The 22,235-nt window shown below is 25.6% G+C and carries 17 protein-coding genes and 7 tRNA genes; 11 read left to right on the top strand and 13 right to left on the bottom strand.

The genetic code is table 11. The annotated features are described in order from the left end of the window. Positions 1 to 45: 45 nt before the first annotated feature. Complete coding sequence (locus KQY27_RS01075; RefSeq protein WP_224424732.1) at positions 46 to 666, bottom strand: MBL fold metallo-hydrolase; 621 nt, start codon at positions 664 to 666, stop codon at positions 46 to 48. A gap of 559 nt (positions 667 to 1,225) precedes the next feature. On the opposite strand from KQY27_RS01075, the gene KQY27_RS01080 reads away from it, so the two are divergent. The 5 genes from KQY27_RS01080 to KQY27_RS01100 all read left to right on the top strand — a co-directional run bounded on the left by KQY27_RS01080 (position 1,226) and on the right by KQY27_RS01100 (position 6,415). Next, positions 1,226 to 2,143 carry an ATP-binding cassette domain-containing protein gene (locus tag KQY27_RS01080; RefSeq protein WP_224424733.1) on the top strand — a complete coding sequence of 306 codons (918 nt, stop codon included), beginning with the start codon at positions 1,226 to 1,228 and terminating at the stop codon, positions 2,141 to 2,143. Then, on the top strand, positions 2,144 to 2,884 hold the full coding sequence (locus tag KQY27_RS01085) for an ABC transporter permease (protein WP_224424734.1): 741 nt from the start codon (positions 2,144 to 2,146) through the stop codon (positions 2,882 to 2,884). 176 nt (positions 2,885 to 3,060) lie between these two features. Then, positions 3,061 to 3,339, top strand: coding sequence for a winged helix-turn-helix domain-containing protein (locus KQY27_RS01090; protein WP_224424735.1), 279 nt, complete (start codon positions 3,061 to 3,063; stop codon positions 3,337 to 3,339). Positions 3,340 to 3,387: 48 nt separating this feature from the next. Beyond that, the gene (locus KQY27_RS01095) at positions 3,388 to 3,687 is read left to right on the top strand and encodes a hypothetical protein (protein WP_224424736.1); all 300 of its coding nucleotides are present in this window, start codon (positions 3,388 to 3,390) and stop codon (positions 3,685 to 3,687) included. A gap of 739 nt (positions 3,688 to 4,426) precedes the next feature. Beyond that, positions 4,427 to 6,415: a right-handed parallel beta-helix repeat-containing protein gene (locus KQY27_RS01100; RefSeq protein WP_224424737.1), complete on the top strand. Its 1,989-nt coding sequence runs from the start codon at positions 4,427 to 4,429 to the stop codon at positions 6,413 to 6,415. 487 nt (positions 6,416 to 6,902) lie between these two features. Here KQY27_RS01100 and KQY27_RS01105 read toward each other — a convergent pair. The 10 genes from KQY27_RS01105 to KQY27_RS01150 all read right to left on the bottom strand — a co-directional run bounded on the left by KQY27_RS01105 (position 6,903) and on the right by KQY27_RS01150 (position 10,851). After that, positions 6,903 to 7,065, bottom strand: a tRNA-Trp gene (locus KQY27_RS01105). Positions 7,066 to 7,111: 46 nt separating this feature from the next. After that, positions 7,112 to 7,183, bottom strand: a tRNA-Cys gene (locus tag KQY27_RS01110). 271 nt (positions 7,184 to 7,454) lie between these two features. Further along, complete coding sequence (hjc, locus tag KQY27_RS01115; protein WP_224424738.1) at positions 7,455 to 7,862, bottom strand: Holliday junction resolvase Hjc; 408 nt, start codon at positions 7,860 to 7,862, stop codon at positions 7,455 to 7,457. 427 nt (positions 7,863 to 8,289) lie between these two features. Next, positions 8,290 to 8,838: a hypothetical protein gene (locus KQY27_RS01120; protein ID WP_224424739.1), complete on the bottom strand. Its 549-nt coding sequence runs from the start codon at positions 8,836 to 8,838 to the stop codon at positions 8,290 to 8,292. Positions 8,839 to 9,260: 422 nt separating this feature from the next. Further along, positions 9,261 to 9,336, bottom strand: a tRNA-His gene (locus KQY27_RS01125). 42 nt (positions 9,337 to 9,378) lie between these two features. Then, positions 9,379 to 9,461, bottom strand: a tRNA-Leu gene (locus tag KQY27_RS01130). 131 nt (positions 9,462 to 9,592) lie between these two features. Beyond that, positions 9,593 to 9,667 (bottom strand) — tRNA-Glu (locus KQY27_RS01135). Positions 9,668 to 9,754: 87 nt separating this feature from the next. Beyond that, positions 9,755 to 9,828, bottom strand: a tRNA-Ile gene (locus KQY27_RS01140). A gap of 5 nt (positions 9,829 to 9,833) precedes the next feature. Continuing rightward, a tRNA-Asn gene (locus KQY27_RS01145) sits at positions 9,834 to 9,906 on the bottom strand. Between the two features lie 207 nt (positions 9,907 to 10,113). Further along, positions 10,114 to 10,851, bottom strand: a complete 738-nt coding sequence (locus KQY27_RS01150; RefSeq protein ID WP_224424740.1) for a zinc ribbon domain-containing protein — start codon at positions 10,849 to 10,851, stop codon at positions 10,114 to 10,116. 421 nt (positions 10,852 to 11,272) lie between these two features. Here KQY27_RS01150 and KQY27_RS01155 point away from each other — a divergent pair, with 421 nt between their 5' ends. The 4 genes from KQY27_RS01155 to hisE all read left to right on the top strand — a co-directional run bounded on the left by KQY27_RS01155 (position 11,273) and on the right by hisE (position 15,372). Continuing rightward, positions 11,273 to 12,277, top strand: coding sequence for a radical SAM protein (locus tag KQY27_RS01155; protein WP_224424741.1), 1,005 nt, complete (start codon positions 11,273 to 11,275; stop codon positions 12,275 to 12,277). 291 nt (positions 12,278 to 12,568) lie between these two features. Next, positions 12,569 to 13,930 carry an Asp-tRNA(Asn)/Glu-tRNA(Gln) amidotransferase subunit GatB gene (gene gatB, locus KQY27_RS01160; protein WP_224424742.1) on the top strand — a complete coding sequence of 454 codons (1,362 nt, stop codon included), beginning with the start codon at positions 12,569 to 12,571 and terminating at the stop codon, positions 13,928 to 13,930. A 101-nt stretch (positions 13,931 to 14,031) separates the two neighbouring features. Beyond that, the gene (locus KQY27_RS01165) at positions 14,032 to 14,880 is read left to right on the top strand and encodes a CBS domain-containing protein (protein ID WP_224424743.1); all 849 of its coding nucleotides are present in this window, start codon (positions 14,032 to 14,034) and stop codon (positions 14,878 to 14,880) included. A gap of 186 nt (positions 14,881 to 15,066) precedes the next feature. Then, the gene (gene hisE / locus KQY27_RS01170) at positions 15,067 to 15,372 is read left to right on the top strand and encodes a phosphoribosyl-ATP diphosphatase (RefSeq protein ID WP_224424744.1); all 306 of its coding nucleotides are present in this window, start codon (positions 15,067 to 15,069) and stop codon (positions 15,370 to 15,372) included. Between the two features lie 151 nt (positions 15,373 to 15,523). On the opposite strand, the gene KQY27_RS09310 is transcribed toward hisE, so the two are convergent. Both KQY27_RS09310 and larB read right to left on the bottom strand, forming a co-directional pair. Next, complete coding sequence (locus KQY27_RS09310) at positions 15,524 to 16,294, bottom strand: GNAT family N-acetyltransferase (RefSeq protein WP_224424745.1); 771 nt, start codon at positions 16,292 to 16,294, stop codon at positions 15,524 to 15,526. A 336-nt stretch (positions 16,295 to 16,630) separates the two neighbouring features. Next, the gene (larB, locus tag KQY27_RS01180) at positions 16,631 to 17,479 is read right to left on the bottom strand and encodes a nickel pincer cofactor biosynthesis protein LarB (RefSeq protein ID WP_224424746.1); all 849 of its coding nucleotides are present in this window, start codon (positions 17,477 to 17,479) and stop codon (positions 16,631 to 16,633) included. 564 nt (positions 17,480 to 18,043) lie between these two features. On the opposite strand from larB, the gene hypF reads away from it, so the two are divergent. Both hypF and KQY27_RS01190 read left to right on the top strand, forming a co-directional pair. Next, complete coding sequence (gene hypF, locus KQY27_RS01185; protein ID WP_224424747.1) at positions 18,044 to 20,413, top strand: carbamoyltransferase HypF; 2,370 nt, start codon at positions 18,044 to 18,046, stop codon at positions 20,411 to 20,413. 246 nt (positions 20,414 to 20,659) lie between these two features. Further along, complete coding sequence (locus KQY27_RS01190; RefSeq protein ID WP_224424751.1) at positions 20,660 to 22,105, top strand: sugar porter family MFS transporter; 1,446 nt, start codon at positions 20,660 to 20,662, stop codon at positions 22,103 to 22,105. Positions 22,106 to 22,235: the final 130 nt, after the last annotated feature.

The following is a 22,235-nucleotide window of genomic DNA, read 5'->3' on the forward strand; positions in this document are numbered from 1 at the left end:
TTTAAATATTACTTTTTAGAAAAAGATATAAAAATTTAATAAATATTAATATCCAGAAAACATCTGTTTAGCTAACTCTATATGTCTTTTTCCATTTTTAGTCCAAGGCCCATGTCCTGGCAAAAGATATTGAACATCTAGTTTTGAAAGCTTTTCAAGAGAATTTTTCATTTCTTGAGAATTTCCACCAATATCTAATCTTCCAAACCCACCATTTGCAAAAACAGTATCGCCTGAAATTAACACTTCACCATCCCAAAGAGAAATTCCTCCAGGAGTATGGCCTGGAGTATGAATGACTTCAAAATTAGCTATTTTATCTCCATCTTTTAAATTAACATTAACATCCCGTCTTTTTACTGATTTTCCAAAAAGAAAACCTGCATTTAATGGACTGTCATCACTTTGAAGAATTTTAGCATCTTTTTCATGAATAGCTACCTTAGAATTTGGAAAAAGATAGTTCCCTCCTACATGATCAAAGTGACAGTGAGTATTAACAATCATATCTATATCATTAATAGCTAAACCAGCTTCTTGAACTTTTTGAGGCAGATATTCTTTATTATTACCTGTTCCAGTATCAACTAAAATGTTTCCAATTAAATAACAGTTAGAATCAGCTCCAAAACCTTCAATACACACAATATCATTTATCTTTTCCATAAGATCACCACAATAAATTAAAATAATTATTTTAGATAGAATAATTATTTTAAAAATAATTTTAAAATAGTTTATAAATAATTTTGAAATAATTTATATTTAAATATATTAAAATAATAAACAATATAAAATTTACTAAAAAACTGAATATTCTAAAAATTTAGAGATATCAGATTTTCTATCAATGATGGCTTTTACATCTATATTAACAACCCTTATTTTTTATTTAAATATTCAATACTAAAATTTTCTCCAACTGATTTTGTCATGTTTTTCTATGTTTTTTCTATATTATTATTAACTATTATAATTCTAATTCATTGTCTCATAATCCAATTCCTAATTCTTTAATTTTATATTAATTTATAATTTTATAATAAAATGGAATTGGAAATAAATTGGGTCAAAAATGGAAAAAATTATGGAAAAAGGTTGTAAAGAAGTTGGAAAATCTTTTTATTAAATATAAATCCATATTTTAATTGTTAAGTTAAAGATTATATTTTAATAAGCTTTTTCTTAATTTTAGTAAATATTTTAAATTAAAGGATGTGATTAATTGAAATATGCTATTGAAAGTAAAAGTCTCACTAAAAAATATGGAGATTTTACTGCAGTAGATAGTTTAGAAATTAAAGTTCCAGAAGGTAAAGTTTATGGATTTTTAGGAAGAAATGGTTCTGGAAAAACAACAACAATTAGAATGATTATGGGTTTGATAAAGCCAGATCTTGGAAAAGTGAAAATATTTGGAAAAGAGGTTAATAGAAATGATATTAGTTATTTGAAAGATATTGGAGCTATAATAGAAACTCCGGGATTTTATAATAATCTTTCTGGATATGAAAATCTTGAAATAACCTGTGAATTATTCAATACAGATAAAAAATCAATAGAGAAATCATTAGATATTGTAGGATTATCAAAAGTAGACAATCAAAATGTTGGAACATTTTCACTAGGTATGAAACAAAGATTAGGAATAGCTAATGCACTAATACATTCCCCTAAGATTTTAATTCTTGATGAACCTACAAATGGATTAGATCCCATGGGAATTATTGAAATGAGAGGATTAATAAAAAATCTTTCAAAAACGAGAGGAATTACAATACTTGTTTCAAGTCATTTATTAAGTGAAATACAATTAATAGCAGATTATGTTGGAATAATAGATAATGGAAGATTAATAATGGAAGGACATATTGATTCTATAGATATTGACCAACAAAATTACCTAATTTTAGAAACTAGCAATAATAAAAAAGCTGAAAAAATTTTAAATAGTTTAAATTTTGAATTTGAGAAAAAAAATGATTCTTTAAAGATTTATTGTGAATATAATCACAATTCAATGATCAATAAAAAGATGATTGAAAATAATTTAGAAGTGTATAATTTAAAATCTCATTTAAAAACATTAGAAGAGAGATTTTTAGGAATAGCTGATAATCATCTCACAAAAAAAGGTGACTAGATGATAAATTTATTAAAAACTGAACATAAAAAGTACAAAAATAGTTATATAACTACATTAGGACTTTTAGGTATGATTTCACCACTTATCATAATAGCTATTGGAACATTTATTGTTAGAGAAGACTTAATAATTCAGGGAATTTATACATGGCATTCCTTTTTTGGAAGAGTTATTTCATTTTTCATGATGTTGATTGGACCACTGATTACTGCATTTATTTCAATAAATTCAATATATTATGAATATAGATCTCACACAATGGAAAATTTATTAAATTCACCAAATTCGAGGTTAAAAATCATACTTTCCAAGATGAGTTATGTATCTCTATTAGTTCTAGGTTTATATGCATGTGTGGCAATAACTAATATTATATGTGCTTATTTACTAGGATTTACAATAACTAGTACAGAAATAATAGATTATAGTAGCTACATCATGTTAGCAGGAGTAACAAACATTGTAATTATACCATTAATGATGTGGTTAACTTTAATTTTTAAAGATTTCATTCCTCCAATGATAATAGCTATTGCCGGAATAATACCAAATTTAGCAGCATTTCATTGGGATAAATGTTATTTATCTCCCTTTGCTGTTCCAGAAGTTATTGTATTAGGAATAGCAGGAATTTTACCAGAAACAAGTTTAGTTTATCCATTAATAACGATAATAACATATTTTATAGCTTTTTTAACGATTTTAATATTATATTTTAAATATTCAAATAATTATTAAAATATAAAACTTAAAAGCATTAAAAAATTGCAAAATTCTAGTAATAGAAAATATAAACCAACCATCTAAAACATCAAACAATTAAAAGTATCAGTAAATAGAAAATATAATAATTAGTTAATATAAAGAATAATTAACTATAAAATTTATCTTAAAGAATACTTTTTGAGGATAAAATGAAAAGATTATTGTGGTATATTATTGCAGGAACACGGGGAGGAGTAAATAGGGCGAAAATTATTAATTTTCTAAATGAAAGACCCTATAATGCAAATCAGCTGTCAAAACTACTTAATCTAGATTACAAAACAATAACACATCATTTAAAAGTTTTAGAAGATAATAAAATAATCATTTCTGGTGAGGAAAAATATGGAAATTTATATTTTCTTACAGAAAAAATGGAAAACAATTATAAAGACTTTTTAGAAATTTGGAAAAATATCGAAAGATAAAAAAAATAAATGAAAATATTTAAATAAATCATATTTAAAGGTGAAATTATGGCAGTAAGTCTTGCAATAGAATCATTATCATTTAATATCGCTTCAATTATAGGCATAGCAAATATATGTCTATTAATAGCCCTAAGTTATATGTATTATCAAAATTATAAAGAAATAAAATCCAAGTTCAACATAGGACTCATTATATTTTCAGGTTTTCTATTATTACAAAGCCTGTTTTTAACATTAAGCTCATTATTCCATGGAGGATTTGGTCCAGGAACAGGAGTTTTATTAATAATAAATAATTCAATATTATTAATTTCTTTAAGTGTATTATTGAAAATAAGTTGGTAATTTATAATTATACACAATTAAAAAAGGAAATAAAAATACAACTAATAACTATTTTTTCTTATTTTTATTAATTACATTAATTTCATATCGGTTTTTTGAAAAAGTTCATCATCTTTCAATTCCTTTTATTCTTTTTTTGAGATTTTTAAAAGTTGTAATTAATAATTAAAAATAGATATTAAAGTGTATAACTACTTAGAATATCTCAATTAATAATTAAAAACAAAATATTATAATATTAGTATACTTCTCATTTAATATTAATAAATATTTTCATAATCTATTCAAATACTATTTTTATTTTTTTGTTTTTAAAAATATTAAAAATATTACAAATTTTAAAAATATAAAATAATTTAAATGGTTTAATTTAAAATTAAAGAGCTATTTTGATGAATTAATTTTTAAAAAAATATAAACTAAAATTAATTTTGATTTTGTTCGATTTATAATGAACTAGTAAAAACATTTATATAATAGACAACCCCATAAATAATATTTTGTATAATTACAAATAGTTTGATAATATACTCATTACTATTCGAAGATATTATACAATTAAATAATTATCATAAAAAATATGTGGTTTATTTAATTTCAAATAATTATTGTATAAAAAATCAATAAAATATTAAAATTGTCACTGAAATTATATAATATGCTAAAAATAGCAATAAAAAGTATGATAATTACATTTATAAACAAAAAAAATTAAATAATCAGGGGGAATTTGATAAAATTGATTAATAATAGGCACGTTATAGTAATATTCTTTATTTTAGTTGTATTTTCAAGTCTTAACTCATTATCAGCCGCTAGTGTTAATATTGAGAGTAATGACTGGAGTAATAACGAAATTTCAGATTTTTTTAATGGAAATATAGTTCGAGGATTTAATATATCAGACTTTGATACTGTAATATTTAATGAAGGAACTTATTCTAATATTAGTTTTGTTATAAAAAATTCAGTCAATATAATTACACAAGGAATTGTAAATTTTGTTGGAAATTCACAAACAACTGCAATTACAATTGATAATACGAATAATGTTAATATTACAGGAATTAACTTCAATAACTACTCAACTGCTATTAAATTCAATAATTCCAATAATTCCAAAGTTTCTAATAACAATATATCAGCTAGTATCAATAATACTACTGGAATAGAATACAACAATTCTAAAAACGCAACCGTTGAAAATAATACTTTAAAATCATCTGGAAGCTATAATTCTTATTCAAATGGAATATATTTCAATAATAGTAATGGTGATATAAGTAACAACGAAATTTCAGGGTATGGACAAGGGATTGTTTTATCTAATTCGAATAATTCCAATATAAATAAAAATGAGATTTCTAAAAATACCGGTACTGGGATTTCTGTAGGAAATTCAAACAATATATCTATTAAAGAAAATAATATTACTAAAAATGGAAGAAATCCAGGATCTTCTGCTAATGGCGATGGTATTGCTATTTCAAAATCTTCTAATGTGAATGTTTCAAAAAATAATATTAGTGAAAATTTAGTTTATGGTATAGTTTATGGTAGTTCTCATAATGTTAATATTGAGGAAAATAACATAAATAAAAATGACTATTATGGCATATATATAACTAATTCAACTAACAATAAGATTAATAAAAACAATATCACAAACTCTGGAGGAGGAGGAATTTGGCTTTCTGAACAATTTGGAACCAATAAAAATAATACAATCATATCCAATAACATTTCCAATTCCGCCAACAGTGGAATATATCTACAAAATACTCACAACACACTCATTAAAAATAACATCTTAAACAACAATGGTTATGCAGGTATCTATACTAGTGGTGGAACTAATGAAGATATAAATATAACCCAAAATAATATAATTGGTAATGTAGTAGGAATTTTATTAAGAAATTCTGCCAATATTTCAGGAAATGAAATATTAGACAATTCTGAAAAAGGAATATATTTATATGGTAAAATAACTGGTAGTAATATTAGCAGCAATAATATTGTTAGAAATGGTGTAGGTATTGGATTATATGCTATTGATGAAATTAATAACATTGATATCAGTTATAATAGGATTTATAACAACATAAAACCGATGACTGTTTCAGGAAATGTATATAATAACACAGCGAATCTTAATTGGTGGGGAACTAATTCTCCAATAACTAATTATAATGGATTTTTAATAGATACTTGGTATGTTCTTCAATTATCTGCAAATGATTACAATACAATAACAAATGCAACTAAAAATTTCACTGATCAAAATGTTAATTTATCTTTTAAATTGACTACTAATAAGCCAGTGGACAATGATCAAACAAAATTACCTTATTTTGAAGTTAATATTACATTACCTAATGGAACCGTTGTAAGCGGAGATATAAGAAATAATTTTGTTAATATATTAATAAATTCTACAAATGGCAACTTTATTCTTAGATCAATCGCCGATGCTGAAGATATAGCTTTAAATATAAACATGGGAAAGACTTTAATACCTGATGAAGAGTTACCTGAAGAGCCAAGTGATTTAGACCCAACTAAACCACCAAAAGATCCAGATTCTTCTAATTCAAATGGAACAAATAATTCTAGTACTATCAACAAAACTAATGCAAAAATGCAAAATACTGGAATTCCCGTGTTAATATTACTAATAGTATTAATATCCACAATAGGAATAAGTTTAAAAAGAAGAAATAAATAAGATTTGATAAGTCACTTCATTGCTTATTCAAATAGCTTTTTATTAAGCTAATTTCCTATTAATTTATTTTTTATTAAAAAGAGATTTTAATTTTTTTATCTCTACTAAATTTCTTATTTTTTTATAATATTTATTTTATAATTTTTTACATATCTTAGAATTTTTATAATATCAACAAAAAACACCATATTTTTTCTTTAATATCTACAATTTTCATATAAAAAATATGTCTTAATATATGTCCTAATTTTTAGAGGATATGTCTTAAAATAATCAGTGTAAATATGATAATTAATTATTTCTTCTTTTCAGTTAATTTCTTCTTTTTGAGATTATGAAAAGATGTAATTAATAATTAAAAATATCTATAAATTATAGCAGTTAATGGGCTAATTATGAGTAATACCATTAATAGCTAAATTAAAATTCCTATATTTTTAATATAGATAACTAGTAGTTAATAAATAGTTAAAAAAAGTAATAAAAATGGGGTCAAAGGGATTTGAACCCCTATCCTGGGATTTCTCATGTCTCAGTACTCCAATCGATCATCATACTATATGATGTTGATCATCATACTGTCAGTTACGCGTTAGTTTTCTTCAAAGACAACTGGAGTCCCAGATGATGCCAGGTTACACTATAACCCCACAAATATAAAAAAGAGATAATATCAATATTTGATATTACATCTAAAGCCAAGGGAGAGATTTGAACTCCCGTGTAATGGATCTGCAGTCCACCGCTTCGCCGCTAAGCTACCTTGGCAACATCAGAATTTTTGTCCAATTAAGTATTTAAACTTTTGTATAATAATAGCATAACTTTGATTTTAAAGATGATTTTTAAAAACATTATTATAAAATGATTGAGATGATTATAATGATATTATAATGATAATATATAATATAGCTAATTAGCTAATCAAATATGTTAAAAAATAGGTATTATTACATTAATAATTATATTATAATTATAATAAAATTAATTTTATAATAAAATTATTAAAATTACTTAAATTAAAATTATTGAAATTATATTAAAATTTAACTTGTTTAGCCATACCAATTATTTCATCAAGTTCTAATCCTTTTTCTAAAGCAATATCTTTTTCTATTCTATAATTATTATTTCGAGTTCTATCAATTATTTCAGGAGGTAAAAATAACCATTTAGTATACTTGAATTTTATTCCAAGATATGGGTTTGCACCAAAAATATCAGAAAATTCACAAAGAGCATCTATTTGCGGAGAATCAATATATATTTTCTCTTTGGTTGTAGTTTTAACTTCAATAGCTAAATATACTTTCCCATTCCCAGCTAAAACATCTGGCAGAGGTCTTTTTGTTGCACCTCCAGAAGCTGGAGCCCTCATAGCTGCAAAATTCTTATCCCAAAGTTTATGAACTAAATCTCTTTCTTCTGCTGAACCTTTTTTAGGCATTTTATCAAAACACTTACAAACATTGTTAAATATTATCCATTTCTAGTAGCTATTTTATAGATTATTTTAATATTTTTAATATGTTAAAATATATTTTAATAAATTTTAATAAAAATTCTATAAATATTCTATAGTATAATTGTTATAAAATTATTTAATATATTAAATTATATTATCTGTTAATCTATTTATATCCAATATTCAATTATATACAATATAATAATTTAATATATACTTTAAGATTTTCCAAGGTCATGAAAAGTAATATCAATATCATATATAAATAAGGAAAATTAGATAGAATAAATCAAAACCAAAAATTAGAAAATAAAAGAAAAAATAAAGAAAAAATAAAATAAAAATTAAATATAAAAATAAAATAAAATAAAAAAATGGAAAATAAAAAAATAAAAATGCTCTTAAATAATCATACTAAACGAATATCAAGAGAGTTTGAATTAAATTGGAAATTTTCCCCATTCAAACTATAGGTAACAGAAAAACCACCAATAGAAAATGGATTTGCAATAGTAGCATCTGGACCAAAATCCTGTTTAACCTGAGCTAAAGTAGGAATATTTAGAGAAGCTGTGAATGTTTTTGACTCCCCAGGTGCTATATTTCCAAAATCATGGGAATTTGATTGATCTTGTGCTTGTACATTTTGAATGGTTTCGCTACCATTATTTGTTATTTTCCAAACTAAATTAACTGTTTTTCCTTGAGCAGAATACTTAGGACCATTTAAAGAAGCAATTACTCCATTTTGATCAGTTACTCCTTTATTGTTTGTATTTCCTGAAGGAATAACATTAGTTGTATTATTACCCATAGTATTATTTCCAGTATTATTTCCCGCCATAGTACCGTTACTAGATCCATTATTATTAATATTATCTTGAGTTAACAAAAAAGCTGAAACTCCGCAAACGGCTATTATTATAACAATGATTAAAGCTATAAACTTATTGTTCATAAAATACCTCCTTAAACTATGATAACTAACATATCATAAATAACTTAAAAAAATAAAATAGTTACTACAATAGTCTATCTAAACTAGCATTATATTAAAAAAAACAAAGATAATATAATGAAAAAAAGCATAGATAACAGTTATCAAATAAATCTTATCTTATTATCATAAACATTGATATGATTTAACATTAAGTTGTTTGTAAAAACTAATATATATAATTATCTTTTTTTAAAATAAAGACTTGTGAAGTATTATCTTAAAAATATTATTAAATAATATAATATTTATTATTTACTAAATAGTTATTTTTGAATAATTAATAAATAGTCATTTTTATTTTAGATGATATAATAAAGCTGAAAATATATAAAATATTTAATATAATAAAAACAGATTTATTTAACAAAAATAGATAAAAATGGGGCCGGGGCCGAGATTCGAACCCGAGTCGCAGGATCCACAGTCCCGTAGGATAACCGCCTACCCCACCCCGGCATTGATAACAAATAAAAATAATTCAATATCTTTAAAAATTGATGCGGGAGCAGGGATTCGAACCCTGGTAGACCTGCGTCAACAGGTCCTAAGCCTGTCCCCTTTGGCCGCTCGGGCACCCCCGCTTTTGATTAAAAGGAGGTATATCCCTTGATCATTAAAGATAATTAATTATATTATGAAATATATGAATATGAAAATATAAAATCACAGAATTGTATAATAAAAAGACAAATTCCTGATTAAATATAAAAAATGCTCCGGCCGGGATTCGAACCCGAGTCTTCGGCTCGAAAGGCCGAAATGATTGGCCGGACTACACCACCGGAGCAAGTACAAAAAATTAGATAAAAATATCTAATATTAATTGAATTTATTTAATCTATGTAAGTAATAGTTGATTTATAGCTTTTATCGATGGGCCCAATGGGATTTGAACCCATGGCCGCCCGGTTATGAGCCGGGCGCTCTACCTGGCTAAGCTATGGGCCCAAAAACGCCGTCGACAGGGCTCGAACCTGTGACCAATCGGTTAACAGCCGAACGCTCTACCTACTGAGCTACGACGGCATATGAAAACCCACGCCTATAAACGGGCATGATAATAGCTTATGTCTAAAATTAATCAAACTTTAAACAGCATTACATAGATTGATAATCATTATATATAAACCTTTTGATAATTAAATCAATTAATAAAAAATATAAACTATATTTAAATCCAGTTTTGAGAAAAATAGCTTAATATTTCTAATTTTTTAATGAAATTGAACGATATTAAAGACTAAAATAAGCAGAAATAGCTAAAATAGCTAAAACCGCAAGAGGTATTGATTTTATAAGACTTGCTTTTGATTTAGTAGCTACTAAAATGTATGCTAGACCTATAAGTAATGCTATGAAAATAGCAAAGAAAGGAAAGATTCTTTGAAGTATAGCTGATAAAATAATCACCATTAAAGCAGTAGCTATTACAACATCCCATTCAACAGCCGATTTATTAATATTTTTATGTTTATTTACATAATTTTGCTGATATTCTTGATTAAATTCATAATTATTTAAATTATTAGAATTTTCTAGATTTTGATAATTTTGAGGATTTTGGTAACTTTCTTGATATTGCTGTTGATTATATTGATCATATTGATTTTCACGGTGCTGTTGATCTTGATAACTATTATATTCTTGTTTTTGTTTTCTTTGTTGATCTTGATAATATTGATTTTTTGGTTGACTCTGATAATTTTGATTAAAATTGCTATTTTGATTTTCTTGTCTATAATTCTGATTGTTTTGACTATTATGATTTCTTTCTAAATATTTATCCTTAATAGTATGACGATTATTAGGATTATCCCTATAATCATTATTTCTTAAGTTTTGATTATTATCTGAAGAGAAGTTTGTATTATGGTTTGGCTCATTCGGCATTAAACTTAATGGTTTGCCACAATTGGAACATCTAAAATCCCCATCTCTATTTTGAGCACCACAATATCTGCAATATACCATAAAATCCCTTCATATCCTTAAGTTATAGATTTAATTTATTTTAGAAAGATTAAATTATTTATTTATTTTATATTTTATAGAATATATACTATTGCAATTATATTTATATTTATATTCATATTATATTATCAATTCCCTATTATTAAGATAAATAATATAAATAATAAAAATAGTAAATATGAGAAAATATAATTAAAAATATAATTAATTTTATTATTAAATATATAACTCAGATATTAAACTAATATATACATAATACCCAGATTTAAATATATAAAAAATCTATCATTAAATTAATTATAATCCGATTAAGAACCTATAAAAATATAATTTAAGTATATATGAAAATATAATAATAGGATAATAGAGTAATAGATAATAAAATAATAGAATAGAAGTTAATTTTAAATAGGGAAATGATATGAATTATATAGATAAAATAAAAAACTTTGAAAACTTAGAGTTAATAGCTAAAGCTGAAAAAATAAATAAAAAAGAAGGTTATAATACCATAACCCTAGAAAGAGCTATATTTTTATCTTGGTGGTGTGATAAAGGAGATTGTAGCTTTTGCTATATGAGCACTCAAAAAAACAAAATAAAAGATCCTAAAAAAGCTAAAAGAAGAATTCCTGCAATATTAGCTGAAGCTGAACTGTGTAAACGTCTTGGTTGGAACATTGAATTTTTATCTGGAGGCTATGATTCATTTGAAACAGAAGAAATAAAATCAATAGCTAATGACATATATAAAATAACTGAAGAAGGAGTATGGTTAAATATAGGAATAACAGATGATTTAGAAGAATATGGTGAAGAAATAATTGGAGTAACAGGAGCTGTTGAAACATCCAATCCTGAATTACATGATAAAATATGTCCTAGTAAATCATTAACAGATATAGGAAACATGTTAGATAAAGCTAAAGATCTTGGATTTAAAAGAGCTATTACAATCATATTAGGATTAGGAGAAACTCCAGATGACATAATGTATTTAATTCACTATATAAAAGATCATGATATAGATAGAATAATATTCTACTCATTAAACCCACATGAAGGAACTGAATTTGAAAATTCATCCCAACCAGCTTCATTATATTATGCAGGAGTTGTAGCAACAATAAGACTTACTTTCCCAAAAATTGAAATTATTTGTGGAACATGGACTGATAATTTAGCTAATATAGGTCCATTAATCCTTTCTGGAGCTAATGGAATAACAAAATTCCCTTTATTTAAAATGTTTGGGACAAAGTATGGGAAAAGAGTTGAAGAAGAAGTTCATTGGACAGGTAGAGAATTGAAAGGTACATTTACCAATGAAAAACAGTTAGGATCCCTTACCAGTACATTTAACTCAGAATTAGATAGTTATATAAAAAGATACATCAATGAAGCATTAGCTAATAAATTTAAATAGATTTTAATAAATTAATTTTAATAAAAAAATAAAAAATTAATAAAATATTTAAATATAAAAAATTGAAATTTGTTAATAATTATGTTAATAATTATCAAAATATTGGAAATATATATAAGTTATGAAATAGTTAAATAGAATATTATTAAGAATAAATTAATCCAATAAAAGCTGATGATAAATCATGATAGAATGGTTATCTAAACTTATTTAAAAGTTATATTAAGCTTATATTATTAAATCTAATCTTATAATCACTTATTTCCAATTATTGGAGGAATTACCATAGACATGAAATGTGGACTTGAAATTCACGTACAATTAAAAACAGACTCAAAACTATTTTGTGATTGTCCTACTAATTACAAAGAAGCTCCAGCTAATACAAATATTTGTCCAGTTTGCTTAAATCAGCCAGGAGCAAAACCATTTCCAACTAACGAAAAAGCTCTTGAAAATGCTTTAACAATAGCTCTAATGTTAAATTGTAAAATAGACAAAAATATAACTTATTTTATGAGAAAACATTACGATTATCCGGATTTACCTTCAGGATATCAGAGAACTTCTGTTCCTATTGGATATGAAGGGGATTTAAATGGTATTAGAATTAGAGAGATTCATATGGAAGAAGATCCGGGACAATTCAAACCAGATTTTGGAATAGTTGACTTTAATAGATCTGGAATCCCTCTTGTAGAAATTGTTACAGAACCTGATATGCATTCTCCTGAAGAAGCTAGAACTTTCTTAAGAGAATTAATTCGTGTTCTAAATTACAGCGAATGCGCTCGTGGAGAAGGAACAATGCGAGCAGACGTTAATATATCTCTTGAAGGTGGAAATAGAGCAGAAATAAAGAATATTAACTCTATTAAAGGAGCTTATAAAGCGCTTAAATTCGAAATGATTAGGCAAAAGAACCTCATAAAAAGAGGTGTTGAAGTTAAACAAGAGACTCGAGCATTTTTAGAATCTCAAATGATAACTGTAGCTATGAGAACTAAAGAAGATGCTGATGATTATAGATTTATACCTGATCCTGACTTGCCTCCAATTAAAGTTCAAGAAAGTCAATTAGAAGAAGTAGCTGAAGCTATGCCTGAGGCACCACACAACAAAGTTAAAAGATTTATTGAAGAATATGGAATTGATGAAGAAAGTGCTAAAACTTTAACATCAGAACTTGAATTAGCTAATGCTTATGAAGAAGTAGTTAAATCTTCAGATCCTAAATTTGCAGCTATGTGGATGAGAGATGAACTTAAAAGAGTTTTAACTTATAATAAACTTGATTTTGAAGATAGTGGAATAAGTTCTGAAAATATTGTTGAGCTTTTAAATCTTCTTCAAAATAAAGAGATTACTACAAAAGCAGGTCAAAGAATAATTGAAAATATGCCAAATAATAATAAATCTCCAAGAGAAATAGCTGAGGAATTAGGATTAATCGGTGTTGTAAAGGATGATGAAGTAATCGAAGCTGCAAAAGATGCTATCAATAATAATCCTGAAGCTGCAAAAGATTATAAAGAAGGTAAAGGGGCTTCATTAAATTTTTTAGTTGGACAGGTTATGAAGGCAACTCGTGGAAAAGCAGATCCTGGAGAAACTGTTAAAATATTAAAAAGCTTACTTGATAAATCAGCTTAAAAATCAATAGCCCATTGATTAAATAAGAAAGATGATTATTAATTTATATAAACGGTTAAGGAAAAAATAGACACAATAAAACAAAAAGGATGTATAAAAGAATGAGTAGTAGATCTTTGGTAAAAAATTATATGACAAAGGATGTTATTAGTGTAAAACCTTATACTCCTAATGCAGATGTTATAAAATTAATGAAAAAAACTGGGCACGACGGTTTCCCAGTTATTGATGATGATGAACAAATAGTCGGAATAGTTACTGCATTTGATCTTCTGTTAAAAGAATGGGAAGAGTTAGTTCAAGACATTATGTCAACTGAGGTAGTAGTTGCACAACAAGATATGTCTATCAATGACGCATCAAGAGTAATGTTCAGACAAGGAATATCCAGATTACCTGTTGTAGGAAGAGATGGGAGACTTAATGGAATTATAACCAATACCGATATGGTCAGATCCCATATAGAACGTTCTACACCTACTAAAGTAAATTATTTCAAAAAAACCTTAGAACAATTATATGGAATTAAAACAAATTTAAAACGGCAAAAAGTTAGTACAGATGATTTACGCCCTACACAAGATAAAGTTTATGCTGATGAGCTTGAAGGACGTACTTATGAGTTAAAAAGAGGATTAGCTGAACCTGCCATAGTTGTTAAAAGTGGAAATAGGTGGATATTAGTAGATGGCCATCATAGAGCTGTAGCAGCTAGAAATTTAGGTTGTAATGAAATTGATTCTTATGTCATAGATTTAAAAAAGGATTTAGAACTCGGTATGGAAAAAACAGCTGATAAATCTGGAATACATAACTTTGATGATATTGAAGTTATTGATGATGCTCAACATCCACTTATAGCTATTACTGAAAGTTTAAAGAAGAAAACTCCAGAAAAAATGAAACCTGGAAAACATTGGGCTAAAGAAAATGAAGAAATTCAAAAATAATTAGTGCTATTTCTTTTATAATTTCTTTTATTTTTTATATCTTTCTTAATTTTTCTATAATAAAAAGTAATAATAAAAATACTAATGAAAATACCAATTAAAATATTTCATCAAAATATTATAGTATTATCAAATAGTATCAAATAATTAAAAGATTAAATCATTTAAAAAAAAAGAAGGAAAATCATGAATAACAATGCTAACAATGAAGACATTATTAAAAAAGTCTATGAAACATTAGAAAGTCGAAGAGATATCCCTATTGATTCATATACTTCAAATATGATGAAAAACAGTACGAAATTAGCTGAAGATAAAATTCTTGAAAAAATAGGTGAAGAAACCGCTGAAGTATTAATAGCTTCAAAAAATAATGAAAATCTCGTTCATGAATCAGCAGATTTGATTTTTCATATACTTCTTTTATTAGTTTACAAAAAAATCAGTTTAGATGAACTTTTAGACGAATTTGAAAGAAGAAATAATAAGTAATAAATGAATAGATAATAAATAATTAATAACGAATAATGAATAAGATTTTCATAATTCTAAATAAATACAGTAGATTAATAAATGTATAAAATTCTAATAAATTTTAGATAATTCTAGATACTAATAGATTCCAGATACATTAACAGATAAATTACAAAATGTATTCCATATTACACATTCCTCTATCTTTTTTAAGAAGTTTTGCACATTTTTCATCAAATTTCTTAAAACCTATAGACTCATAAAGCTTAGCAGCACCTGTGTTTCTTAAATCAGTATCTAATACAACTCTTTTATATCCTTTTTCCTTAGCTTTTTTAATTACTTTTTTGATTATTTGTGTTCCAAGACCTTTTCCTCTTTTACATTCATCAATAGCTATTTCTGCTATATATAAATCATCTTCATTTAGATTAGCTAAAACTAAAGAATCTAAAAAGTATATATATGAAAATCTAAGAGCCTGAAAAGATTTCAGTTTTGTCATTACAAAAAGAATATCACCAAATAAACTCTCTTTTTTCCCTTTCACTATTTGTAAGATTCCAATGATGTTTTTAGAATTATATTGGCTGTTTTCAATATTTGTTTCGTTATCAACATCAAGACTAATATCAATACTATTATTATATTTGTCCCTAATGTTATTAATACCATTATCTTTAGTATTATCAGAATTTAAACCTTCAAAATCATTATCATCTAATACAACATATAATCTAGAGTTTGATCTGTCAATATCATTATTATCTTCAGAATCTTCAGAATCTTCCTCTCCAATTAAGAGTAAATCTTCAATAGATGAAATTGCATTTTCTTTAGTTTTAAAAACCTCATCATAAGTTCTAAAATCTACAGAATAAATAAATTCTGCAACTTTATGATAATTATGAATTTTAGGATTGAATTCTTCAAAAATCACTATTAAAATCCCCATTATAAATAATCAAGTATCAATACTTCATTTGTACTTATTAAATTATTATAATCAATACTACAATTATTTTTATTATATAATATTATGTTTACTCTAATTAGTGACGAACTATAATATTAAGTTTGCGAAAGTATTAATAAAAGAATTTTTATTCATATTTAATTTGTATAATTTATTCATATATTAATTATATATTTTTAAAAAATACTTTTCAAAACGAAAAAATGAAAAAATGAATAAAAAATAAATAAAAAGTAAATGAAAAAATGAATAATATGAATAAGATTTTAATATATAATATTTATTATTTTATTAGTAGTTTCATTTATTCAAACTTTTAGCTATTGTTAAAGCAAATACGCCTGCTCCAAATCCATTATCAATATTAACAACAGCTATTCCAGGAGCACATGACTGCAACATTGCATATAAAGCAGCTTTACCTTCGCCACCAACACCATAACCAACTGATGTTGGAACTCCAATTACAGGAACATCAACAAGTCCAGCTACAACAGAAGGAAGAGCCCCTTCCATACCAGCACAGACTATAATTGCACACACACCAACTTCAACCATCTTAGCTATTTGTGGGAATAAACGATGAATCCCTGCAACTCCAATATCATAAGAAGTAATAGCTTCGCAACCACCTTGCTCAACTATAACTTTAGCTTCTTCTCCAACAGATATATCGGAAGTTCCAGCAGTTATAATTCCTATCTTTTCCTTAGAAATATTGGATACATTGTTAGTATCATCAATATTAGAATTGCTAGAAATAATTAATATTTTTGCTTTATCATTATAATCCAAAGAAAAGCCTTTTTTTATAAAATCATCAAGGTCTTTTTTTAATTTATTATATCTTTCTTTTGTTAATCTAGTTATAAGAATAGAAGAATTATTTTCATTATTATTAATATTATTATTAATATTATTAGGGCCTTTATTATCGATATTATTAAAATATCCCTTTACAATAGCTAATAAATCGCTGTATTCTTTTCCTTGAGCAAGAATAGCTTCTGGAAATCCGGTGCGAACTTCTCTATGATTGTCGAACTTAGCTATTTCATCTAATTCCAAAATGGTATTTGCTTTTAAGAGGTTTTCACAAGTTTCAATGTCAATGCTTCCTTTTAAAAGCTTTTCAAGAATTTCTTTCATAATATCACGAAAAATCTTTAAAAATGTTTAAAATCTCTAAAAATATCTAAACATATAAATTCATATAAATATCCAAAATCAAACGTCATAAATATTTTAAATATAAAAAATATCCAAAAAATCTAAATATTTTAAATTTAATTTTATAATCCAAATGTCAATTTAAATAATAATTAGTATAATAATTCAAAATATAATTTATATACCAAAGTACATATCAAATTATATACTAATTTAAATACCCAATTATATATCAACATTATCTTAATTAAATATTATAAATATTTCTAAAAAAGCTATTTTTAAAATAAATAAATATTTTTATTAAATATTTCTCATTATCAAAATTAGATAGATTAACAATAAGAAATATATAATTATAATCAATATATCCAATAAATAATATATTATTATAATAACATATTCATATACTATAAATGCTATATTTTTATAATTATATTATTTTATGATTATATTATAAAATTATTATATAAAATTTATCAACATTAAAAAAATAAAAATCCATGTAATCAGTGGAAAGATCTATTATTGGTGAAATATCAAATGAAAATAGGTAAAATATTAGTTCAAGGAATTGTCCAAGGAGTAGGATTTAGGCCAACTGTATATAGAATAGCTAATACTTTAAATCTCAGAGGATATGTTCGAAATCTTGGAAATGTAGTTGAAATAATATTATTTGAAAATGAAAAGAAGGTAAATGAATTTATAACTACTTTAAAAGAAAAAAAACCTCCAATATCAAAAATAAATTCTATTGAACTTATATGGATAGATGAATCTGAGTATGAATCAGACTACAAATCAGAATATCCTCCCCTAAAGAAAAACACTTTCAAAATACTTGAAAGTTCAGATAAATTTTCAGGAGCTTCTGTTATTCCACCAGATCTTGCTATATGCGATAGCTGTTTAGAAGAAATAAATGACCCTAATAACAGAAGATACAACTATCCTTTTACTGCTTGTACTGATTGTGGACCTCGTTTTACTGTAATTGAAGATGTTCCCTATGATAGAGATAAAACTACAATGGATGATTTTCCTTTATGTGAAGACTGTAACGAAGAATATACAGACCCATTAGATCGTAGATATCATGGTGAAGCTATTTGTTGTGAAATATGTGGACCTTCTTTAAAATTATACAATCATGAAGAAAAAGAAGTTAAATGCCAAGACCCTCTTAAAGAAGCTGTAACACTATTAGATAAAGGAAAAATATTAGCTATTAAAGGAATCGGTGGAACACATTTAGTAGCTAAAGTCACAGATGATGAACCAATTAAAACTCTGAGAAAACGTTTAAATAGGCTTAATCAACCCTTTGCAGTTATGTCTCCAGATTTAGATACTGTAAAAACCTTTGCAGAAGTATCTTTAAAAGAATCTAAATCCCTCTTATCAAAAGAAAGACCAATAGTAGTACTAAAAAAGAATGAAGAATATGATTTTGCTGAATCTTTAGCTCCAAAACTTCATAATATTGGAGTTATGCTCCCTTATTCTCCTTTACACTATCTTCTATTTAATTACACAGATGAAATAGCTTATATTATGACTTCAGCTAATATTCCTGGGGAACCTATGATGATTAAAAACAAGGATATTTTATCTAGCCTCTATGGAATAGCTGATTATTACCTTCTCCACAATAGAAAAATCATTAACAGATGTGATGATTCTGTAATTAGATATAGAAACAATGAATTATCATTTATAAGAAGATCACGCGGCTATGCCCCTGAACCATATGATTTAAAAAATTTAATCCAATCCAATAAAATTAATAAAGATTTAAATGTATTAGCTCTTGGACCTGAACTTGATGTGACATTCACCCTCCAAAAACAAGGATTGGCTTATGTTTCTCAACATATAGGAAATACAAACAAATATAAAACCTATGAATTTCTTCAAGAAGCTATTCAAAACATGATGAAAATTACAAGAACAAATAATTTTGATTTAATAGCTTGTGATATGCATCCACAATTTTTTACAAGTCGTTTAGCTAATGAAATGGGAGAAAAATTTGACTGTGATGTTATTCCTGTTCAACATCATCATGCTCATGGAGCAGTTTTAGCTATTGATAACTCTCTTGATGAACTTATTTTTATAGCTGCTGATGGAGTCGGATATGGTGAAGATGGAAGTGCATGGGGCGGAGAGATAATTTATACTGATATAACTAATTATAAAAGATTAGCTTCCCTCAAACCTCAGAAAATGCCAGGTGGAGATATTTCTACTAAATATCCTGCTAGAATGTTGGCTTCTATTCTTTATAATAGTAAAAGATATAATGAAAACAATGATGAATTAGAAAGATTACTTAATGAAAATTACTCTCATTACTTCCAACATGGAGATATGGAAATAAAAAGTGTTTTAAAACAAATAAAAACAAATTTAAATGTCGGAATATCAACTAGTGCCGGGCGTATACTTGATTCAATAGCTGTTGCCCTCAATATTTGTGGTGAGCGAACTTATGAAGGAGAATGTTCAATGAAGTTAGAATCCTTTGCTTATGGTGCTAAAGGAAATATATCCATTAAACCAGTGTTTAAAAAAGTTGATAAAAGACCTGTTCTAGACACAAATACTCTTCTATCAGATATCATAGAATTAATAGCTAAAGGTGAAAATAAAAATGAAATAGCTGCAGCTGCACAAATAGCTGTAAGTGAAGGATTGGCTAAACTAGCTATTGATGGAGCAAATGATATGGGAATAGATGTTATTGGAGCCACTGGTGGTGTATTTTATAATGAAGCTATTACATTAGCTACTAAAAATTATATTGAAAAAGAAGGATTTGAATTTATTCAACATAAGAATTCTTGTGCTGGAGATGGTTCTATATCTCTTGGACAAGCCACTATTGCTTCTTCTAAAATGAAATAAGTCAATTTTTACATATATTAACTTAAATATTTTTACTAATTTTTTACAGATATAATCCAATATCCAATATAATCTAATATATTTAATACTAATTTTTTACTGGTACAATCCAACAAATATAATCTAATATATTTAATACTAATTTTTATATAATTAAATTACTTAATTATTGATAAAATTAATAATATTATAAAGACATATTAATAATTAAAAACTAAAGAATAAGTCAAAAAATGAAGAAAAAAAATAAAAAGAAAAAACCCAAGAAGAAAAAATAAGAATACTAAAAATACTGAAATAAGAATAAAAATAATAATTATGTCAAATTATAAACACCTATACTGGATAATTTTTGTTGCAACAAATGGAGGATTAATATTTGGTTTAAATATATCTGGAATTTCAGGAGCAGTTAATTCTATTCAAAGCTTTTTTAATCTAAATGATTACACACTAGGAATTGTTGTAAGTTCACTTATTATAGGATGTTTTATTGGTGCTTCATTTACTGGATTTTTTATTGAAAAATATGGGAGAAAAAAGGTTCTAATTATTACATCAATTTTATTTGCAGTATCATCATTAGGTAGTGTATTTGCCCAAGATTATTTATCATTAATATTTTTCCGTTTAATTGGAGGAATAGGTGTAGGAATTATTTCTGTATTAGGACCTACATATATTTCAGAGATTTCCCCTCCAAAAAAGAGAGGAATGCTTGTTTCATGCCATCAATTTGCTATTGTGACTGGAATCCTATTAGCTTATATTTTTAACTATTTTTTTATAGATATAACTAATGGTTGGAGATATATGTTAGGAGTTCCATTTATTTTTAGTATTATTTTCCTTATTCTCATAATAACTTCACTTCCTGAAAGTCCACGTTGGTTGATATCCAAAGGAAGACAATCAGAAGCATATGATGTTTTAAAAGAATCACATGGTTTGGAAATGGCTAAAATCGAGATTATAGACATTAAAAATTCTTTAAGTTCAAAAGCTAAAAAAATAACTTTTAAAGATATGTTTAAAGGAAAAATTAGAAAAATAGTCTTCTTAGGTGTGACATTAGCTATTTTCCAACAAATAGTTGGAATCAATGCAATAATAAATTATGCACCAATAATTTTTGAAAAAACCGGAGTAGGGGGCAATCTTGCACTATTACAGTCAGTTATCTTAGGAGCTGTGAATTTTTTAGCTACTATCATTGCCCTCATGTTTATTGATTCCAAAGGTAGAAAATCTTTGCTTATTTGGGGTGCAATAGGAATGACAGTAACACTAACTTATGTTAGCTATGGATTTACATTTAATGTCAGCAATATAGGAATTTTAATAGCTATTTTAATATATATTGCCTTTTTTGCAGCTTCATTTGCACCAGGCCTAGGAGTCATTACATCAGAAATATTTTCAAATTATTTTAGAGGATTAGCTATGTCTATTACTTCAGCTGTTAGCTGGGTATTCACATTTTTTATTTTACAATTTTCCCCATATATTTTGAATCAATTTGGAGGAACTTTATTATTTGGAATTTTCGCTTTTTGTAGCTTTTTATCATTAATTTTTGTTAAAACATCGATACCCAGAAACAAAAGGAAAATCATTAGAAGAAATAGAGAAAGAATTAACAAATTAAAGATTTTTGATAGTATAAAAACTTTGAAACTAATAAAACTATAAAATTGATAAAAAATATAAACTAATTAGAGTTATAAAACTAATAAAAACTTTAAAACTATAAAATTGATAAAAAATATAAACTAATTAGAGTTATAAAACTAATAAAAACTTTAAAACTATAAAATTGATA

The organism is Methanobrevibacter sp. TMH8 (assembly GCF_020148105.1).
GTDB lineage: Archaea > Methanobacteriota > Methanobacteria > Methanobacteriales > Methanobacteriaceae > Methanobinarius.

Coding starts and splice junctions, on each gene's coding strand:
- larB (WP_224424746.1), bottom strand. CDS start 17,479: ATGAAAGAAATTCTTGAAAAGCTTTTAAAAGGAAGCATTGACATTGAA.
- KQY27_RS01075 (WP_224424732.1), bottom strand. CDS start 666: ATGGAAAAGATAAATGATATTGTGTGTATTGAAGGTTTTGGAGCTGAT.
- KQY27_RS01095 (WP_224424736.1), top strand. CDS start 3,388: ATGGCAGTAAGTCTTGCAATAGAATCATTATCATTTAATATCGCTTCA.
- KQY27_RS01155 (WP_224424741.1), top strand. CDS start 11,273: ATGAATTATATAGATAAAATAAAAAACTTTGAAAACTTAGAGTTAATA.
- KQY27_RS01085 (WP_224424734.1), top strand. CDS start 2,144: ATGATAAATTTATTAAAAACTGAACATAAAAAGTACAAAAATAGTTAT.
- gatB (WP_224424742.1), top strand. CDS start 12,569: ATGAAATGTGGACTTGAAATTCACGTACAATTAAAAACAGACTCAAAA.
- KQY27_RS01150 (WP_224424740.1), bottom strand. CDS start 10,851: ATGGTATATTGCAGATATTGTGGTGCTCAAAATAGAGATGGGGATTTT.
- hisE (WP_224424744.1), top strand. CDS start 15,067: ATGAATAACAATGCTAACAATGAAGACATTATTAAAAAAGTCTATGAA.
- KQY27_RS01120 (WP_224424739.1), bottom strand. CDS start 8,838: ATGAACAATAAGTTTATAGCTTTAATCATTGTTATAATAATAGCCGTT.
- KQY27_RS01165 (WP_224424743.1), top strand. CDS start 14,032: ATGAGTAGTAGATCTTTGGTAAAAAATTATATGACAAAGGATGTTATT.
- hjc (WP_224424738.1), bottom strand. CDS start 7,862: ATGCCTAAAAAAGGTTCAGCAGAAGAAAGAGATTTAGTTCATAAACTT.
- KQY27_RS01090 (WP_224424735.1), top strand. CDS start 3,061: ATGAAAAGATTATTGTGGTATATTATTGCAGGAACACGGGGAGGAGTA.
- hypF (WP_224424747.1), top strand. CDS start 18,044: ATGAAAATAGGTAAAATATTAGTTCAAGGAATTGTCCAAGGAGTAGGA.